Below are 19505 nucleotides of genomic sequence, written 5' to 3'. Positions count from 1 at the left end.
ACCTAATAAGCAGCTCAAAACATCAAATCGTATCTCTCAAACGATGCGCCTCAAATACAAATCTTGAGGCAAATGTCGCGGGATGGAGCAGCCCGGTAGCTCGTCAGGCTCATAACCTGAAGGTCGTAGGTTCAAATCCTACTCCCGCAACCAAACCCCAAGCAGCCCGTTCGACCTACAAACGATCCGCCGGATCGTCTGCTTCACGGTCTCACCTCGTCAGACTCATAACCTGAAGGGTTTATGCCGTCTCGGAGTGCCTCCAGTGGAGGCACTCAGGCATAAACGGGCGGAGCCCAGGACCTAGGTTCAAATCCTACTCCCGCAACCAACAAAACCCGAATAGAGGAACTGCAAGAAACGATGCGTCTGCGCAGAGTATCAGCTTTGTGCGATCGCGCCTATTGGTGGTCGCGCGCGGGGTGCTCGCATTGCGCCTAGACGCGCTTTGTATCAACGAGGCAGGCGTGCTGTGCTCTGCACTGGCGAGGGCGGCCTCTTGAATCACGGTGCGTGCCTCTGACTGTCTCGACGGATTCTTTCGATTTCCCCTCATCCCTCAAAAATTCCAAGAAATTTGTGCGACAATTTGGCTTGGTTTTTCCTTGTGTGCTGCCGAGAGTTTGTAGCAAATTCAATGGGTTCTATCTTGAGTTGCTGAATTGGTAAAGAAAACTTGCCAAATAAGACTTTTCTTCTATGGTCGCGACAGGGCTAGGAAGCCGGCGCAACTGGCGTTAGTGTTTTATTTCTAGGATGGCTTTCATGCCGTAATAATCTTTTGGCAGCGCGGGTGGTCGTGCGTTGTTGGACCTGAAACGACCAAAAATGCCCCTCTCCGGGGCGCTGTATTCTGGGAGGAATATCATGAAAACCAAGGCAATCGCAGCAAGCCTCGCCGTCACACTGACTGCCGGTGGCGCCGCGCAGGCACAAGAAGTGTTCGAAATGACGACGGCGTTTTCGCGCAACCTGCCAATTCTGGGCACCGCCGCGACCGACTTTGTTGACAAGATCAACAGCATCTCTTCCGAAGTCGAATTCGAACATTTCGATCCAGGTGAACTGGTGCCGGCCCTCGAAGCACTTGATGCCGTCTCGGCTGGCTCTGTCGATGCTGCCTATACAACATCCGGTTATTGGCAGGGTAAGATCACCGCTGCATCCCTATTCGCTGCGGTTCCATTTGGTCCGGAAGCTGGCGAATTCCTGGGTTGGGTGCTTTATGATGACGGTGCCGAGCTGTTCCAGCGCATGTATGACGAGAACGGGTACAACGTCAAAGTCATGCACTGCGGCGTGATCGCGCCAGAAACATCCGGCTGGTTCAAAGAAGAGATCACAAGCATCGAGGATCTTGAAGGTCTGAACATGCGTTTCTTTGGTCTGGGTGCGGAAGTCATGCAGCGCCTTGGCGTTTCGACGTCGCTGCTTGCTGCTGGCGACATCTTCCCTGCGCTTGAGCGTGGTGCGATTGATGCGACAGAATTCTCCATGCCGCTGATTGACCAGCGTTTGGGCTTCTACAACATCGCATCCAACAACTACTTCCCCGGTTGGCACCAGCCAGCGACTTTGTTCGAATTGCTGATCAACAAAGATCGCTGGGACGACCTTGATGAAGTTTCACAGAACCAGATCGAAATGGCCTGCCTTGCAAACATCACCACCAACTTTGCTGAAGGTGAAGCCAAGAACTACGCTGCCATGGTTGCAAACGAAGAAGAGTTCGGTGTGACCAACCGCCAGTGGCCACAGGAGATGCTCGACACCTTTGAGGCAACATGGAACGAAGTTGCCGCAGAACTTGCAGCAGAAGACGAATTCTTTGCTGAGGTCTGGAACGATCTGCAGGAGTATCGTGAAGGCTACAAGATCTGGTCGAACAACATCTACCTGCCACGTCCACGTAACTAAGGGCGCGGGACTTCAGACAACGACAAGGGGCGGCGGAGACGCTGCCCCTTTCTTCAAGACAGCAAGACCCGGAAAGGCCATTACCCATGGATAAAGTCGAAGAATTGGTCGCGGTTTCTGACCCCGGCGAAGTGGGGCGCGCCGAACATAATCGCGGTGACCGCCTCATCGTGCATTTGTCGAATATCGCAGCCTGGCTTTTCCCGATCTTGATGCTGGTCATCACCTCTCAGGTGATTTTGCGAAATCTCGGCCACAACCAGGCCTGGCTGGATGACCTGCAATGGTGGATTTACGGTGCGGCTGTTCTGATGGGCGTTGCCTATGCCGTCACGACAGACAGCCACGTGCGTGTCGATATTCTTTATGACGGCTTCCCGGCTGACAAGCAGACCCGTATCAACATCTTTGCCATTGGGTGGCTGTTCTTGCCTTTTGTTATTCTATCGTGGGACGTCACCTACGACTATGCCTTGGTCTCGCTGCGCGCCGATGAAGGGTCTAGCAGCCCCAACGGGCTCCATAACCAGTGGATCATCAAGATCTTCATGAATGTGGCGTTTATCATCATCGCCATTGCTTGCTGGTTTGCTGTGAAGCGGAACCTTGCACGTTTGCATAAGCCGGTGTTGTGGCGACAGCTTTGGGCGACCTTCCCGGGGACTTTCCTGATGATCAATCTGGCCATTTACTATGGCCTTTACATCATCATGTGGCTCTTGGCCGAAGAGGGCGCAAGCGCACGCGACATCACGCGTGGGCCCATGTTCTCAGAACTCGAATTCGGCAACTATGAGATCACCTACACCGTGATTGCTGCCTTGATCATAACGCCTGTCCTCGTTCTCGTTTTGCGTGCCTTGGACTCCACCCGCAAGACCGGAGCCTAAGTCCCATGCTGGAATTTATTGGTCAGTTTCTGACGCTCAACGAAATCGCGGTCATCGCGATGTTCGTGACCTTTATCTGGATGCTGTTCCGCGGCATCCCGGTTGCCATGGCGCTTGTCGGTGTCAGCTTGGTCTTTGTGGTGATCGCCGAGGTCTTCCTTGATCCTTACCGCAGCTTCTTTCGCGACGTGATCGAGTTTGACCGGACCGGCATCAACTACCAGCGCCTGAGCGCGCTGTCGGGGCGGATTTTCGGAAGCACAGTGAACAACCCTGTGTTGGTCGCTTTGCCGATGTTCATCTTCATGGGGCTGATGCTGGACCAGTCCGGAGTGGCGCAGCGTATGATGCAATCCATGCAAAAGCTGTTCAGGGGCCTGAAAGGTGGCCTGTCGCTGACGGTGCTGTTGATCGGTATCATTCTGGCCGCCTCCACTGGTGTCATCGGTGCGTCGGTCACACTTCTGGGCGTCATGGCTCTGCCTGCCATGATGCAGCAGAACTATTCCAAACCCATCGCGACGGGCACGATTGCATCTGCCGGTACCTTGGGGATCCTGATCCCGCCGTCGATCATGCTTGTGATTATGTCTGATCAGTTAGCGATCAGCCTTGGCGACCTGTTCATGGGGGCCTTGTTCCCCGGATTGATCTTGGGTGGCCTCTATATCGTCTTCATCGTTGTCTACGGCATCCTGCGGCCTGACGCGATGCCAGCCCCTGAGAAGACAGAGGAAGTCGGTTGGCCGGTTGTGAAAGAGGTTTTGCTGGCTGTCGTTCCGCCGATGCTGCTGATCCTGCTGGTGCTGGGTTCGATCTTTGCAGGGATTGCGACCCCGACAGAAGCGTCCGGCCTTGGTGCGTTGGGTGCGACGGCACTTGCCCTGTTCAACGGACGTCTGAACTTCAAAGTTCTGAAAGAGGTCAGCCGTTCGACCCTGAACACATCCGGTTACATCGTCGGTATTTTCCTCGCGGCCAACTTCTTTGCGTTCATCCTGCGCCGCTACGGTGGTGATGAAATCATCGAAGGTATGGTGCTGTCGGTCTTTGACGATCCATACATGATCATCCTCTTCATCCTGTTCATTGTCTTCCTGATGGGTTTCCTTCTGGACTGGATCGAGATCACGATCATCATCATGCCATTGATGCTGCCGATCATTCAGGGTCTTGGCCTAGAGGGTGACATCCCAAGCTTCGGTCAGGTTCAGGAACCGGTTGTGACGTGGTTCGCGATCCTTGTGGCCGTGACGTTGCAAACGTCGTTCCTGACGCCGCCAGTTGGGTTTGCGCTTTTCTACCTCAAGGGTGTGTGCCCGCCGGGCGTGACCATCGCCGACATCTACAGGGGCGTCATTCCCTTTGTCTTGTTGCAATTGTTGGGGCTTTTCATCGTCTTCGAGTTCCCGGCGCTTGTAACGTGGCTACCGTCGGTGGCTTACGGAAACTAACCGGCTATGTCGGTCAGACCTCTCGATATCGACCCAAGCCTTTGCTTTATCGCAGGGGCTTGGGTTTCTGCTTTGAGCGGTCAGACGCTCGCGCTGTCGAACCCTTCGGACGGGTCCACATTGTGCGAGATCGCACGCGCGCAGGCGGATGACGTTGATGCAGCGGTCCATGCTGCGCAAAACGCACTGGATGGCCCGTGGGGGCGCGCAACGGCTGCACAGCGCGGTCGGGTGCTGTTCCGGATCGGTCAGCTGGTGCAGGAAAATGCCGACGAGCTTGCGAGGCTCGAAGCAATCGACGTTGGTAAGCCGCTGACGCAGGCCCGGGCAGACGTCGCGGCATTGGCCCGATACATGGAATTCTATGGCGGGGCTGCAGACAAGGTGCATGGGCAAACGATCCCCTACCTTGAAGGCTACACTGTCTATACGCTGCGCGAACCACACGGTGTGACCGGCCATATCATTCCGTGGAACTATCCGATGCAGATCATCGGAAGGTCTGTCGGTGCGGCTTTGGCGATGGGGAATGCCTGTGTTCTGAAACCTGCCGAAGAGGCCTGTCTCACGGCACTTGCCTTTGCCGAGATCGCGAGGCGTGCGGGGCTGCCTGACGGGGCACTCAACGTGATCCCCGGACTCGGGGCAGAAGCGGGCGCTGCGTTGGCGTCTCACAAAGGCGTGCAGCATGTGTCCTTCACTGGTTCAGTCGGGGTTGGCAAACTGATCCAAAAAGCGGCGGGCGAGAATGTCGTGCCGGTCACTTTGGAGCTTGGCGGGAAATCTCCTCAGGTCGTGTTTGACGACGCTGATCTTGAGGCTGCTTTGCCGTTTCTGGTCAACGCCGGCATTCAGAATGCAGGCCAGACGTGTTCGGCATCGTCACGCATTCTTGTGCAGCGCGAAATTTACGATCGCGTGACACAGCTGATGGCCGAAAGATACAATGCGCTGCGGGCCGGTCCGGCCCTTAATGACCTTGATCTGGGACCACTTGTGTCACGCCGTCAGCAGGAGATCGTGCATGGTTTTCTGGAAAAAGGCAGTGATCTGGACATCGCGGGCGAAGGCCAAATCGCAGGCGATGCACCCCAATCAGGGGCCTATGTGACGCCGACCCTCTTTGCTGGCGTTTCGGCGTCCCACCCTCTCGCACAGGACGAGATTTTCGGCCCGGTTCAGGTGATCACTCCCTTTGATGATGAGGATGAGGCAGTCGCGATTGCGAACGGCACAGATTATGGGTTGGTCGCCTCTTGTTGGACGGAAAACGGTGGGCGGCAGATGCGCATGGCGCGGGCTTTGCGGGCTGGTCAGGTTTTCCTCAACAACTATGGCGCTGGAGGCGGCGTGGAGCTTCCGTTCGGCGGCACCGGACTGTCAGGCCATGGGCGTGAAAAAGGGTTCGAGGCGCTTTACGGCTTTTCAACGCTCAAGACGGTAGCGGCCAAGCACGGACGCTGAGCGTTCTCAGACGGCCCAGACCCGACCATAAGGAAGCAGGTGATAGTCTGGCCCATCAAGCTGCATTTGATGGCCGGAGAGGAGGTCCTCGAACCTGCTGACGCCTTGATCTCTGAGCCAATCAGCGCGCAGTGTCACCGTTTCTTCCGAAAAGTTGAAAAGACAGATTACCGGCCCTGTCGGTGCGAAGCGACAGAAGGCAAAGACCTGCGGCACCTCTGGAAAAAGAATGCGCGTGGGAATGGCAGCGTGGAATTGGGGCGTGTTTTTGCGGCGTAACATGATCTGTCGGGTTCCAGACAGGATCTGCCCCTCTGGTCCATCGGAGCTTTCCGCATTTTCAACTCGTGTCCAATCCATGACGGGGCGATGCAACCAGCGGCTGTCGTCGGCACGAAAGGGATCGTCGCGATAGCTGTGATCGTTCAGCAGGGCGGCCTCGTCGCCCATGTAGATCAGGGGGATTCCGCCGAATGATGCGATCAGCGCGTTGCCCATCAGGATGCGATGGATTGCCAGCGCAACTCCGCGCTCGTCATCCTCAGCCTGTGATTTCTCCAGACCGGCCAATGCCGCCAAGGTGCCGGAAATCCGGCTATCGCCAGTCTCTTCATTCACCTGAAAATAGGCACCGGATGCAAAACTGCCGGCGAAGTCTCCAGCGTAGAACCTGGATAGAAATTCACGGTGGGCCTGCCCTGAAAAACCCATGGCACCGGCATCTTCGTCCGTGATCGCCCAACCGATATCGTCATGGCATCGAAGATAGGTTGTATAGGTGGCGTTCGGCAGCGTTTCGGGGAAGTTTTCCGACAAAACCTTTGTCATCAAGCGCGTGTCGCGCGTCGCCAGTGCCGACCAATAGTGGACCATCAGATTGTTGTGATAGGCGAGGTTGCCTTCACGGCCCTCATGCTCACCCCGTCCCAGATAGGTCAGCATTTCGGCTGGGCCGACGATTGCTTCTTCGAGATGGATGACGGCTGGCGCGGCAATGCGCGTTGCGGCACGCAGCGCACGCAGCAGAAGATGCACCTCCGGCTCGGACTGGCAACGTGTCCCCATGCGCTTCCACATGAATGCGACGGCATCCAGCCTGAGAATATCGACGCCTTTGTTGGCGAGGAACAGCATGACCTTCACGATCTCAAGAAATACCCAAGGGTTGGACCAGTTCAGATCCCATTGATGATCGTTAAAGGTCGTCCAGACCCATCTGTCGTGCTCCGTCAGATAGGTGAAGTTGCCTGGAGCATCATTGGGGAAGATCTCAACCAGCGTGCGTTCATAGGCGCGCGGTGTGCTGTTGTCGTCAAAGAAGTGATAGAAATCTCGATAGTAGGGATCACCGGCCAGCGCCTTTTGCGCCCATTCGTGTTCCCGCGCGGTGTGGTTCAGAACCAGATCAATGCAAAGCGACATATCCGCGTCGCGCATTTCAGCGGTCAAAGCTTCCAAGTCCTGCATGGTCCCAAGCTCAGGATTGATCTTGCGATAATCCATGACCGAATAGCCGCCATCGTTCGGGCGTGGCCGTGGCTTCAGGCAGGGCATGATATGCAGATAATTCACACCGAGGCTTTTGAGGTAAGGCAGCTTGCCGCTGATTTGGCCAATGCCACCGGCAAAGCGGTCAGCATAGCAGGCGTAGCCGACCATTTCTGCGCGCTGGAACCAGTCAGGTTGCAGGTCTCGCTTCAGATCGCGCAATTTCAACGCCCGCGACCGACGCTGCCATGATGACTTGAGCGCATTTAGTAGGTCTGACTTGAAGGCGTCGAAGTCGTCACGCACCCCATAGAGCGTCTCTAGCATCGGCCAGAGGTCTTCGGCGCTGCGTTCCAGACGCAGCTCAAAGAGGCTATTTCCCGAGATATCGCCAGTCATCTTGGATCAGGTTATGACATCCGGCGCGCCGCGACCGGTGCGACCATGAATATCTGCAACCTCCTGCGCAGCGGCGATAATCGGCGCGAGCGCTGTCTGCGGATCATGGTCGAGGTGGTCTGGGCGTGTTTCCAGGCGTTCCAGATAGACCCTGAGCGTTGCGCCTGCTGTGCCTGTACCTGACAGGCGGAAAACGACCCGGCCGCCGCCCTCAAACCCGATCCGGATGCCCTGACCTGTCGAAACAGAGCCATCCACAGGATCATTGTAAGAAAATTCGTCAGCAGAGGTGACTTTCAGGCCCGCAATCTCTTGGCCCGCAAGCGTATCAAGTTGCCCTCGTAACGCATCCATAAGGCCGTTGGCCGCATCTGCGTCAACCGCTTCGTAATCATGTCGTGAATAGTAATTTCTGCCGTATTTTTTCCAATGGTCGGCCATCGTCTGAAGGACAGATTTCTGTGTCACGGCCAAGATGTTCAGCCACAGCAAGACAGCCCAGAGCCCGTCTTTTTCACGGACGTGGTTGGATCCGGTGCCAGCGCTTTCTTCACCGCAGATCGTTGCGCGACCGGCATCAAGAAGGTTGCCAAAGAACTTCCACCCTGTTGGTGTTTCAAAGGCCGCGATCCCCTTTGCCTCGGCAACACGGTCCGCCGCGGCAGAGGTGGGCATAGAGCGGGCAACGCCCGCCAATCCGGTTGCATATCCCGGTGCACGGTGGGCGAGGTCAGTCAGAACGGCAAGGCTATCGGAGGGGCTGACGTAGCAGTGGCTTCCGACAATCATATTGCGGTCACCGTCACCGTCAGACGCGGCACCGAAATCTGGTGCGTCATCGCCATACATCGTCTGCATTAGCTCTTTGGCCCAGACGGGGTTCGGATCCGGGTGTCCTCCGCCAAAGTCGGGCAAGGGTGTGCCGTTGCGCACGGTGCCAGCAGGCGCGCCAAGCCGATCTTCGAGAATGGCTTTGGCATATGGTCCCGTAATGGCGTGCATTGCATCAAAACAGACCGTGAAGCCGCTCTCGAACAACTGCGAAATTGCCGCAAAGTCGAAAAGGCTTTCCATAAGTTCGGCGTAGTCGGCGACGGGATCGACGATCTCGATCGCCATATCGGCGAGAGAGGCGGTGCCGATCGTCTCAAGGTCGATATGTCCGGCCTCTGTGATCTTGTAGGCCTCAATCGCTTTTGTCCGCGCGAAGATTTTTTCTGTAACGGCCTCGTTTGCAGGGCCGCCGTTCGGGCCGTTGTATTTGAGACCGAAATCTTCATCAGGGCCGCCGGGGTTGTGGCTTGCCGACAGGATGAGGCCACCGTCTGCCCCGCGCTTTCGGATCAGGTTTGATGCCGCAGGCGTGGACAGCAGCCCCCCTTGTCCAACGATGCATTTCGCAGCACCGTTTGCTGCCGCCATGCGTAGAATTGTGCCGATGGCTTTATCGTTGAAATAGCGCCCGTCGCCTCCGACAACCAATGTCTTGCCAGCGATGCCGTCGATCCCGTCAAAGATCGCCTGAACGTAATTTTCCAGGTAATGCGGCTGCATAAACACTTTTGTCTTTTTTCGCAGGCCACTTGTCCCCGGTTTCTGGCCTTCAATTGGGGATGTCGAGACGATCTGTGTTGTCATGCTGGAGCCTTCCTATCGCGCGTGACGCTGTTGGATTGCGGGTTGTTGTCGACGGAGCAAAGCTCAAAAGCGATAACGCTGTTTGCAGGCACCGTGACCTTGCTTGTCGGGAAAGATGATTTTCCGGCTTGCCCGGACGTATCGATAACTTTGCGCCAGTAATGCCCAGGAAGGGCCTCTGCCAGTCGTGCGTTCTTGCGGGCGCCTGCGTTGAACATCAGATACATCGCGCCATGGCGGCGCTCATAGGCCGGCGTGCCGCGCGCCATCCGCATTTCGATGGCGATGAAATTGAGGTTGTTGCGGTGCCAGTCGCTTTCGGTCATGGCCTCACCGTCTGCGCGCCGCCAGAAGAGATCGGGCTTTCCGTCAACGGCGCGCGTGCGCGAATGGAGGAAACGCTTTTGGCGCAGGATCGGGCTTGCTTTGCGGACAGCGATGATCTGGCGACAGAATGCAAGGAAATCGGGATCGGCATTGTCCCAATCGACCCAGCCGATTTCATTATCCTGACAATAGGCGTTGTTGTTGCCGCCTTGGCTGTTCCCAAGTTCATCGCCAGCCAGCAACATCGGCGTGCCTTGGCTGAGCATCAAGGTGCCGAGCAGATTGCGTCGCCGATGCGCCCTTGCGGCGAGGATTTCAGGGTCGTTTGTGGGGCCTTCTACACCAAGATTGTCAGAGCAGTTGTGGTCGTGCCCGTCGCGGTTATCCTCACCATTTGCGGCGTTGTGCTTTTGGTTGTAGCTGACCGTATCTGTCAGCGTGAAACCATCGTGGGCTGTGACGAAATTCACCGACGATGTGGCCGGTCGCATGTCGTGGTCAAACTGCTGGGCTGATCCCGCGATATGGCGCGCTAGATCTTGCGCGGTTCCGCTGTCCCCACGCCAGAATTTGCGCACGTTGTCACGATACTTGTCGTTCCATTCCCGGAACGGGGCAGGGAAGGCCCCAAGCTGATATCCTCCGGGCCCGACATCCCAAGGCTCGGCGATCAACTTTACCTTGTTCAGAACGGGATCTTGCCTCACGGCGCGGCAGAATGGTCCGTCACGGTTGAAGACGCCACCCGTGCGCGCCAGGGATGATGCGAGATCGAACCGGAATCCATCGACGTGCATGACCTCGACCCAGTAGCGCAGGGAGTCCATCACCATCCTCAACACGAAGGGATGATCGAGGTCGAGGGTATTCCCGCAGCCTGAGTCATTGTTGTAGAAGCGTTTGTCTTCAGCCAGGCGGTAGTAGCTGGCGTTATCAAAGCCTCGGAAACTCAGCGTTGGCCCCATCTGGTTGCCTTCGGCGGTGTGGTTGTAAACCACGTCAAGAATGACTTCGATACCGGCAGTGTGAAAGCGCGCGACCATTTGTTGGAATTCAGAGATGCTCGCGTCACTCATGAAACGGGGTTCTGGCGCGAAGAACCCGTAAGTCATGTAGCCCCAGTAATTCGTCAGGCCCTTCTCGACGAGGAAGCGATCATCGATTGCCGCTTGCACCGGCATCATCTCAATCGTTGTCACGCCCAGTTGGTTGAGGTGGTCAAGGATCTGGTCAGACGCCATTCCAAGGAAATGACCGGCGTAGGGAATGTCCTTGCGGTTCGCGGTGAGGCCTTTGACGTGGGCCTCATACAGGATTGTGTCAGACCACGGAATATCAAGGCGGGTCTGTTCCTGACGGCCCCACGAAAACGCAGGATCGACAACGACAGATCGCGGCATGAACGGCGCGCTGTCGCGCTTGTCAAAGCTCAGGTCACTGTCAGCGTGGCCAACTTCATACCCATAAAGCGCATCATCCCATTGCGGATGCCCTGTCAGGCGTTTTGCATAGGGGTCCATCAGCATTTTGTAGGGGTTGAAGCGATGGCCTTCCTCCGGTGCATATGGTCCATGCACGCGGTAGCCATAGAGTTGGCCGGGGCGGATGCCGGAAAGATAGCCGTGCCAGACATGGCCATCCCGTTCAGCAAGATCAATCAGGTAGGTTTCGCGACCGGTTTCATCGCAAAGGCAAAGCACGACGCGCGTCGCATGTTGTGAGAACACAGCGAAATTGACGCCCTCACCGTCGAATGTTGCGCCCAAGGGGTAGGGGCGGCCGGCGCTTAGCGGAAATGGATTCATCAGTCGGTCCCAAGTAGTTGGGCATAAAGTGCCGCATAGTCTGACGCCGACTGTTCCCAGCCGACAGGGTGGGCCATGGCATTGCGCTGCATTTTTGACAAGAGCTTGGCGTCTGCGAAAATGTCACAAAGTCTTGTCAGTGCCGACGAAAGCGCCTGTGCTGTAATCGGGTAAAACTGGAGGCCCGTGGCGACACCACGCACGCGCGTCGCATGCGTGTCGGGGATGATCGTGTCGGCCAGTCCGCCAGTCAGCGCGACCACCGGAAGGGTTCCGTAGCGCAGGCCGTAAAGCTGGGTGAGACCGCAGGGTTCAAACCGCGATGGCACAAGAATTGCGTCGGCCCCTGCAATCATCCTGTGGGAGAGCGGTTCATCATACCCGATTTTGACCGCCACGTTCGGGTGGTCGTAATTCTTGAAGGCATCTTCCAGTGCGGGGTTACCTGAACCCAGCAAAGCAAGTTGTCCCCCACGCGACAAAAGCGCTGGCAAAGCCTCTAGCAGCAGGTCCAACCCCTTTTGTTCGGTCAGACGCGAGACGACAACACAAAGCGGGCCGTCAGATTCAGGTAAGTCAAACTCATCCCGCAGCGCCTTGCGATTGGCAGCTTTGCCGCGCGGCGACTTGAAATTGCGGATATGGGCATCAACCTCAGGCGACCATGTCGACAGGTCTATGCCGTTGAGAATACCACTCAACGCGCCGCGCCGCATCTTGAGCACGCCATCAAGGCCCATTCCGAAGGCCGGTGTCATCAGCTCTTCGGCGTATGTCGGTGAAACGGTTGTCAGGTGATCCGCGTAAACCAGTCCTGCTTTGAGTGCGGACACGTGCCCCCAGTATTCGACGCCGTCGCGGTGCAGGTCGTGGCCCATCAGGCCAAGCTCGGCAGCCAGGCCCATCGGCGCAAGACCTTGGAAGGCGATATTGTGGATCGTCAGAATGCTTGGCGTCGCGACACCGTCCCGTTTGAGGTAGTAAGGCACCCAGCCTGCTTGCCAGTCATGGCAATGGACCAGATCGGGTTGCCAACCCGATGCCCCACGCGCCGCAATGTCGGCTGCGACCTGACAGAGAGCGGCGAAGCGCTGCGGATTGTCGTGCCAGTCTTTCCCGTCAGGCCCCAGATAGATGCTTCCCTCGCGTTGAAAGAGATGCGGTGCGTCGAGCAGTAACAGGTCAAGACCGGATGCCTCTACCGCGAGAACTTGCGCGTGCCCCCCGAAGAGGTCGTCATAGGTCAAGACAACCTCGGTCGTCCCGATTTGTCCCAAGACGGCAGGGTACCCCGGAAGAAGCGTCCGCATCGCAACGCCGTGCTCCTGCAAGGCGGCAGGGAGCGCGCCAGCCACGTCAGCGAGCCCGCCGGTTTTCACCAGCGGGGCGCATTCAGACGTGACTGACAGAGCTTGGATCATTGTGCGGCAGACCAGGCATCAACCATCGGCTGGGTGACAAGTGTTGTCCCCTTGTCGGTGACGCGGAAGAACTTGGCATCTTCCTGCGGGTCCTCGCCAACGATCAGACCAGCCGGAATGACCACGCCGCGGTCAATAACACACTTCCGCAATCGCGCTGATCTGTTGACGGTCACATTCGGCAAAACGACCGACTGGTCCAGAACCGCGTATGAATTGGTGTGGACCTGCGTGAACAGCAGCGAATTTCGGACTTCGGTCCCCGAAATCACGCACCCACCAGACACCATGGATGAAATCGCGATCCCGCGACGGTCGCTTTCGTCATGGATGAACTTTGCCGGCGGCGCAGTCTCGGAATACGTCCAGATTGGCCATTGCCGATCCCACAAATCAAGCTCGGGCGTAAAATCTGTCAGGTCGATATTGGCCTGCCAGAAGGCGTCAATGGTGCCGACGTCACGCCAATAGCTTGGCGCACCATCTGCCTTTACACAACTGTCGTCAAAACGGTGCGCGACCGCCTTGCCGTTCTTCACGATGTCAGGGATCAGATCGTTGCCGAAATCATGTGCCGAATTCGGATCATCCGCATCGGCCAGAAGAAGCTCGCGCAAATATTTCCAGCTAAAGACGTAAATCCCCATCGAGGCGAGGGCTTTGGACGGGTCCTCTGGCGTTGCCGGGGGATCAGCAGGCTTTTCGAGAAAGGACGTGATGCGGCTTGTCTCATCGACGGCCATCACACCAAATGCCGTTGCTTCCTCGCGCGGTACGGTCAGGCAGCCGACGGTCACATCGGCACCCGATTCAACGTGCTGCACCAGCATCTTTTCGTAATCCATCTTGTAGATGTGGTCACCGGCAAGGATCACGATATACTCGATCCCATAGCTGTCGACGATATCGATGTTCTGTGTTACCGCATCTGCTGTGCCGCGATACCACATGTCTTCCGAGACGCGTTGCGATGCAGGCAGAATATCAAGAAATTCATTTCTTTCCGCACGGAAGAAGTTCCAGCCGCGCTGGCAATGGCGGATCAGCGAATGCGCCTTGTATTGCGTCGCAACAGCCATACGCCGGATACCCGAATTCACCGCGTTGGAGAGTGCGAAGTCGATAATCCGCGTTTTGCCGCCAAAGTAGACGGCTGGTTTCACGCGACGATCTGTCAGTTCCTTAAGGCGCGACCCGCGTCCTCCAGCAAGCACAAAAGCCATTGATCGTTGCGACAAGCGCGTCGTGTCAGCCATTCAGTCTTCCTCCCTATTTGCGCAATCTGAACATCACAGTGGCCAACGGCGGCACGGTAATGTCGATGGATTGCGGGTGCCCGTCCCTTTCGGTTTCGGTTGTTTGGACAGCACCATGATTTCCTCTGTTGCCACCGCCGTAGATGGCGGCATCTGTATTCAGAACCTCCTCCCAGAGGCCGGCTTCCGGTGTGCCGACGGACCATGATCGTTCAACCGGCGTGAAGTTGCAGACGACGATCACTGGCGCATCTTCTGCCTCGCCAAACCGCGCGAAGGCAGACAGTGACTGGGCCGGATCATTTGCGAGCCAGCGGAAGCCTGATGGATCGCAATCTCTGCGGTGCAGTGCAGGTGTCTCGCGGTAAAGGTGATTGAGGTCGCGCACCAGTGACTGAATACCGCGCTGCTTGTCGCCATGAAGCGCATCCCAATCGAGCGAAACATCGTGGTTCCACTCTTCCCACTGAGCAAATTCGCAGCCCATGAACAACAGCTTCTTGCCCGGGTGGCCCCACATGAAACCGTAGTAGGCCCGCAGGTTGGCAAACTTCTCCCATTCGTTGCCCGGCATCTTGGCAATCATTGATCCCTTGCCATGCACAACTTCGTCGTGGCTGATGGGCAGAATGAAATTTTCCGAGAAAGAATAATCAATCGGGAAGGTCATCAGATGATGATCGTACTGGCGGTAGATCGGGTCCTTCTCGATGTAACGCAAGGTGTCATTCATCCACCCCATGTTCCATTTGAAGCCGAACCCAAGACCCCCCGCATCAACCGGAGTCGAGACGCCGGGAAAGGCGGTGGATTCTTCGGCCACAGTCATGATCCCGTCAACCGCACCGTAGCAGACGACGTTCATCTCTTTGAGAAAGTCGATTGCCTCGTAGTTTTCGCGACCGCCATCGCGGTTCGGCACCCACTCCCCGTCTTTGCGGGAATAGTCGCGGTAGAGCATTGAGGCCACCGCATCCACGCGCAGACCGTCGACGTGGTATTCCTCAAGCCAATACTGCGCATTCGCGACGAGGTAGTTTTTAACCTCCGTGCGGCCGTAATTGTAGATCAGCGTGTTCCAGTCCTGGTGGTATCCTTCACGAGGGTCCGCGTGTTCGTAGAGGTGCGACCCGTCGAACTGCGCAAGCCCGTGCGCGTCAGAGGGGAAATGGCCCGGAACCCAGTCAAGCAACACGCCCAACCCGGCCTTATGCGCCGCTTCGATCAGGTCGCGGAACTCATGTGGCGGACCAAAGCGGATCGTCGGCGCATACATACCCAAGGGTTGGTATCCCCAAGACCCATCAAACGGAAACTCGCTGATCGGCAGAAACTCGAGGTGGGTGAAACCCATCCATTTGGCGTAGCCGACAAGCTCTTCCGCAAGTTCTTTGTAGCTCAGTCTGCGCCCTTCAGCCGTTCTGCGCCAAGAGCCGAGGTGAACTTCGTAGATCGAGATAGGTTGATCGCGTTGCTGTGCCTTGCCGCGCGATTGCATCCAGTCATCATCATCCCAGCCGTAACCTGTGATATCCCGCACGACCGAAGAGGTTTCGGGCGGGTGTTGTGCGCCAAAACCGACTGGATCGGCCTTGAGGAACGGTGCACCTTCGGCTGGCGCAATTTCGTATTTGTAGAGCGCCCCTTCACCGATCCCTGGCAGAAATACCTCCCAGACCCCGGTGCCGCCGACCCGCCGCATGGGATGTCGCCGCCCGTCCCACTGGTTAAACTCTCCAACCACAGAGACACGTTTCGCGTTGGGTGCCCAGACAGCGAAATGCGTGCCGGCCACACCTTCGTGCTCTGTGACATGGGCGCCTAAAGCCTTCCAAAGCTGCCGGTGCGTGCCTTCTCCGATCAGATATTGATCGACCTCACCCAGCACCGGTCCAAATTGATAAGGATCGAGGAAGCTGTGTTCGGTCCCGTCTGCATATGTCGCCATCAATTCATAATGCGACTGCGAAGCGGGGACCTTCCCACCGAAGAGGGGTCCTTCGATGCGTTGAAGCGGAACGGTTTTCTTGCCAACTTTGGCGGTGACGTCTTCTGCATCGGGGACAAGGGCCACGCACCATGATGTGCGTCCGGACTTGTGAATCCCCAATACAGAGAAAGGTGCTTCATGGCGCGCGTCGAGTAGCGCGTTGATATCATCCTGCTGCAGATGCGGCGGTCGGTTGGACATAAAGCCTCTTCTTGTGGTTCATCGCACGTTTTAAAGCGCTTTGGATATGTTAGCGCAAGCAGTTTTCAATTCAACGCGCATGGACGATCACTCAGCAGGGACGGGCGCTGCGGCAGTTTCCTTGGCCTGATTGGATGTCAGGACAAGGCGCAGCAAAGGCGGCACCGTTAGCAGCGTAAGGAAGGCTGACATTGACAGCCCACCAACGACTACGGCGCCCAATCCACGATAGAGTTCAGAGCCAGCCCCGGGGAATATCACCAAGGGCAACATTCCAAAGACGGACGTGAGCGTCGACATGAAGATCGGCCTGATGCGGTTGCGCGTTGCCTCCTCGATGGCATCGACGGGTTGCAGCCCTTCCTCCCGCAGCAGATAGAGCGATTGATGCACAATCAGGATCGCGTTGTTAACAACAATCCCGACGAGAATGACGAATCCGAGAAGCGTGAGCATATCAAGGGGTTGGGTCCCTATCAGATTCAATACTGCCAGCCCCCCGACGCCGCCAGCGGCTGCGACGGGCACTGAAATCAGCACAACAAGCGGCAGTACAAAGCTTTCAAACAGGATGGCCATGACAAGGTATACAATCAAAAGCGCGACGATCAGATTGATCTGGATCGCGTTCCATGTCTGCGAAAGCTGATCGGCGGTCCCTGATACAGACAGCCTGACACCAGGGGGCAGACCTTGTTCTTCAAGCGGGGCGATGACTTCGTTTTCGAGCAGTTCAACAGCCGCTTCCAATGGCAGCGCGTCAGACGGCCTGACTTCAAGCGTCACGGTTCTGAGCCGTTCGAGATGCCTGATCTCTGTCGGTCCGGCGGTCACGCGGACTTCTGCGAGTTCTGATGCAGGAACGATCTGGCCGGAAGGCGTGACGACAGGAAAAGAGCCGATGTCTTGCGTGCGCAATGCGCTTTGCACCGTCTCATCGCCTTTCAATGTCAGGTCGATGCGGCGGTTTCCGACACTGATCTCTGCGACCCTGATACCGTCATTATAGGCGTCGACTGTCGCGGCAAGCGATTGTGTCGTCAGACCGGCGTCCGCCAACCTGACACGGTCCGGGATCAGGCGGACCTCAGGCGCGCCAAGCTCCAATCCAGGGATCGGCCTGAACTGGTGACCCTCGGAGCGTGGAAGAAGTCGTGCGACGACACCGGCTGCCTGACCGGCCACTTCGAGGATCTCTTCAAGCTCGTTACCGGTGATATTGAGCTCGATCGTGCGTCCACCGCCGACACCACGGCCAAAGAGCGAGGGTTGGGTCATAAACCCGAATGTCCCGGGCTCAGCAAAGATTGGACGCGACAAAACGGGGATCAGTTCACCCACGCGGTCACTGTCAACTGCGGCCGCGCCGACGAAACTGTTGCCGGGCGTGGCCACGAAGAAAAAGCTGTCGAGGGATGGCACGCCCTCTTCGGTTGCGGGTGCTGGCGCTGCTTCCCACAAGGGGCGTGCAACCCCCTCAATCCGCTCTGCAATCGTTTCGGTCGTTGCCAGATTGTAGCCCGGCGGCGGGATCAACAGACCGAAGACGAGGTTGCGATTGCCTTCGGGGAGATATTCAAGCTTGGGCAGGAAGAGTAAGGCCGCTGCGGCAGCACCTGTCGCAATGGCAGACACAAATATCAGGCCCACGACACGGAAGCGGACGGTCAGCTTAACATAGGCCATGACCATCCGACTGAAGCCGCGGGCAATGTGATCCACGACCGGAATGCCAAGCGTCTTGGTTTCGCCATCGGCAAACAAGCGGCTGGAGAGTGCCGGGATAACCGTAACTGCGACGACAAGCGACAAAAGGACCGAAACGGAAATGGCGACCGCGATATCCCTGAACAACTGGCCGGCTTCCAACTCCATGATAAGGATAGGGATGAAAACCATCACCGTTGTCAGAGCCGAAACAAGGATCGCCCCCCAAACCTGACGGGCGCCATGGTAGGCGGCCTCACGTCGGCTCATGCCTTTTTCACGCAGGCGATAAATATTTTCGAGGACAACGATCGCAGCATCGACGATCATGCCGATCGCAAAGGCGATGCCTGCCAAGGAGATCACGTTCAATGTGCGTCCGGTTGCAGCCATCGCCACGAAAGTTGCAACAATCGAGACAGGGATCGCGAGGCTGATAACGAGTGTCGCGCGCGGGCTTCGCAGGAACAAAAGCAAGATGATCGCGGCGAGTAGGCCGCCAATCCAGATATTCTGAACAACAAGATCAATCGCGGCCTCGATATAGATCGTCTCATCGTAGATCTGTTCTAGGACAAGGTTTTCGCGCGCTATTGGTCCGGCCTCAAGTTCAGTCAGAACAGCTTTGACCTCTTCCATCGTCGAGATCACGTTGGCGCCTTGCTCACGGATCAGGTTGAAGGCGAGCGCAGGCTCTCCTCTGAAACGCAGTTGAGCGGAGTTTTCCTTATAGGCAAAGGTGACGTCAGCGATATCAGAGACCAAAACCCGCCCGAGGATACCGGTATTGCCTTGACCTTCACTGCGCAAAACCACGTTTTCAATCGCCTCGACCGTGTCGAGCTTGCCGTCAGCGCGCACGATGTAGCGCCTCTTGCCCTCATCGACCTCCCCGGCGGAGACGCTGATATTCTCTGAGCGCAAAGTTGCGACGACAGCAGGGATGGTCAGGTTGTATCTTGCGAGGTCTTCGGGGTTGATAACAATTTGCAACTCACGCGCCACGCCGCCGAAAACGTTGACCGTCGAGACGCCATCAATGCGCTCAAGACGTTCTTTGATTTCATCTTCCAGAAAGTCGCCATATTCCTGCAGCGGGCGCGTATTGCCTTCGCCAGCGCTCACCATCACCCAGGCAATCGGGCTGTCGTCAGAACCAGAGGTGTTAAGCGTCGGTTCGCCAGCCTCGGCCGGATATCCGCCGACGCGATCGAGGCGGTTGGACACGAGCAACAGCACATCACCCATGTCAGAGCCTACGGCGAACTCCAGTGACACAGATCCCTGCCCGCTGCGTGAGCGGCTTGTCATACGCTCCAACCCTTCGAGGCCTCGGAAGGCATCTTCTTGAGGATTGACGATTTCGCGCTCGATTTCGGCTGGAGCAGCGCCAGGCCAGCTGGTTTGCACCACAACCACCGGTTTGCGCACGTCCGGTGCAAGCTGCACAGGAATGCGTGTCAGTGCCAGCGCACCGAAAAGGACGGCCATGATGACAACGGCCATCACGGCGGTGGGGCGCTCAATGGCAAGGCGGATCGGGTTCAT

Annotated in this window: 11 protein-coding genes and 1 tRNA gene; 5 read left to right on the top strand and 7 right to left on the bottom strand. The window is 57.0% G+C overall.

Going from position 1 to position 19505, the window contains the following annotated elements:
- Positions 1-76 precede the first annotated feature (76 nt).
- From BM316_RS10175 to BM316_RS10155, 5 genes are all read left to right on the top strand, one after another.
- Positions 77-153, top strand: a tRNA-Met gene (locus tag BM316_RS10175).
- 714 nt (positions 154-867) lie between these two features.
- Positions 868-1917 carry a TRAP transporter substrate-binding protein gene (locus BM316_RS10170; protein WP_090207251.1) on the top strand — a complete coding sequence of 350 codons (1050 nt, stop codon included), beginning with the start codon at positions 868-870 and terminating at the stop codon, positions 1915-1917.
- 86 nt (positions 1918-2003) lie between these two features.
- Positions 2004-2807, top strand: coding sequence for a TRAP transporter small permease subunit (locus BM316_RS10165; RefSeq protein ID WP_090207249.1), 804 nt, complete (start codon positions 2004-2006; stop codon positions 2805-2807).
- A 5-nt stretch (positions 2808-2812) separates the two neighbouring features.
- Positions 2813-4261, top strand: a complete 1449-nt coding sequence (locus tag BM316_RS10160) for a TRAP transporter large permease (RefSeq protein ID WP_090207247.1) — start codon at positions 2813-2815, stop codon at positions 4259-4261.
- 6 nt (positions 4262-4267) lie between these two features.
- Positions 4268-5725 (top strand): aldehyde dehydrogenase family protein, encoded by a 1458-nt coding sequence (locus BM316_RS10155; RefSeq protein ID WP_090207245.1) that lies wholly within the window; start codon positions 4268-4270, stop codon positions 5723-5725.
- A 6-nt stretch (positions 5726-5731) separates the two neighbouring features.
- Here the strand turns inward: BM316_RS10155 and BM316_RS10150 are convergent, their stop codons facing one another.
- From BM316_RS10150 to BM316_RS10120, 7 genes are all read right to left on the bottom strand, one after another.
- Positions 5732-7612, bottom strand: coding sequence for an amylosucrase (locus BM316_RS10150; RefSeq protein ID WP_090207243.1), 1881 nt, complete (start codon positions 7610-7612; stop codon positions 5732-5734).
- A gap of 6 nt (positions 7613-7618) precedes the next feature.
- Positions 7619-9250, bottom strand: coding sequence for an alpha-D-glucose phosphate-specific phosphoglucomutase (locus tag BM316_RS10145; protein ID WP_090207240.1), 1632 nt, complete (start codon positions 9248-9250; stop codon positions 7619-7621).
- Positions 9247-11382: a glycogen debranching protein GlgX gene (gene glgX / locus BM316_RS10140; RefSeq protein ID WP_090207237.1), complete on the bottom strand. Its 2136-nt coding sequence runs from the start codon at positions 11380-11382 to the stop codon at positions 9247-9249. The genes BM316_RS10145 and glgX overlap by 4 nt, the downstream gene beginning before the upstream one ends.
- On the bottom strand, positions 11382-12803 hold the full coding sequence (glgA, locus tag BM316_RS10135) for a glycogen synthase GlgA (RefSeq protein WP_090207234.1): 1422 nt from the start codon (positions 12801-12803) through the stop codon (positions 11382-11384). The genes glgX and glgA overlap by 1 nt, the downstream gene beginning before the upstream one ends.
- The gene (gene glgC / locus BM316_RS10130) at positions 12800-14059 is read right to left on the bottom strand and encodes a glucose-1-phosphate adenylyltransferase (RefSeq protein WP_090207231.1); all 1260 of its coding nucleotides are present in this window, start codon (positions 14057-14059) and stop codon (positions 12800-12802) included. The genes glgA and glgC overlap by 4 nt, the downstream gene beginning before the upstream one ends.
- Before the next feature lie 13 nt (positions 14060-14072).
- Positions 14073-16250, bottom strand: a complete 2178-nt coding sequence (glgB, locus tag BM316_RS10125; protein ID WP_090207228.1) for a 1,4-alpha-glucan branching protein GlgB — start codon at positions 16248-16250, stop codon at positions 14073-14075.
- A gap of 87 nt (positions 16251-16337) precedes the next feature.
- Positions 16338-19505: an efflux RND transporter permease subunit gene (locus BM316_RS10120; RefSeq protein WP_090207225.1), complete on the bottom strand. Its 3168-nt coding sequence runs from the start codon at positions 19503-19505 to the stop codon at positions 16338-16340.

The organism is Yoonia litorea (genome assembly GCF_900114675.1).
In the GTDB taxonomy this organism is placed as follows: Bacteria; Pseudomonadota; Alphaproteobacteria; order Rhodobacterales; family Rhodobacteraceae; genus Yoonia; species Yoonia litorea.
This window is presented reverse-complemented; position numbering and strand designations above follow the sequence as displayed.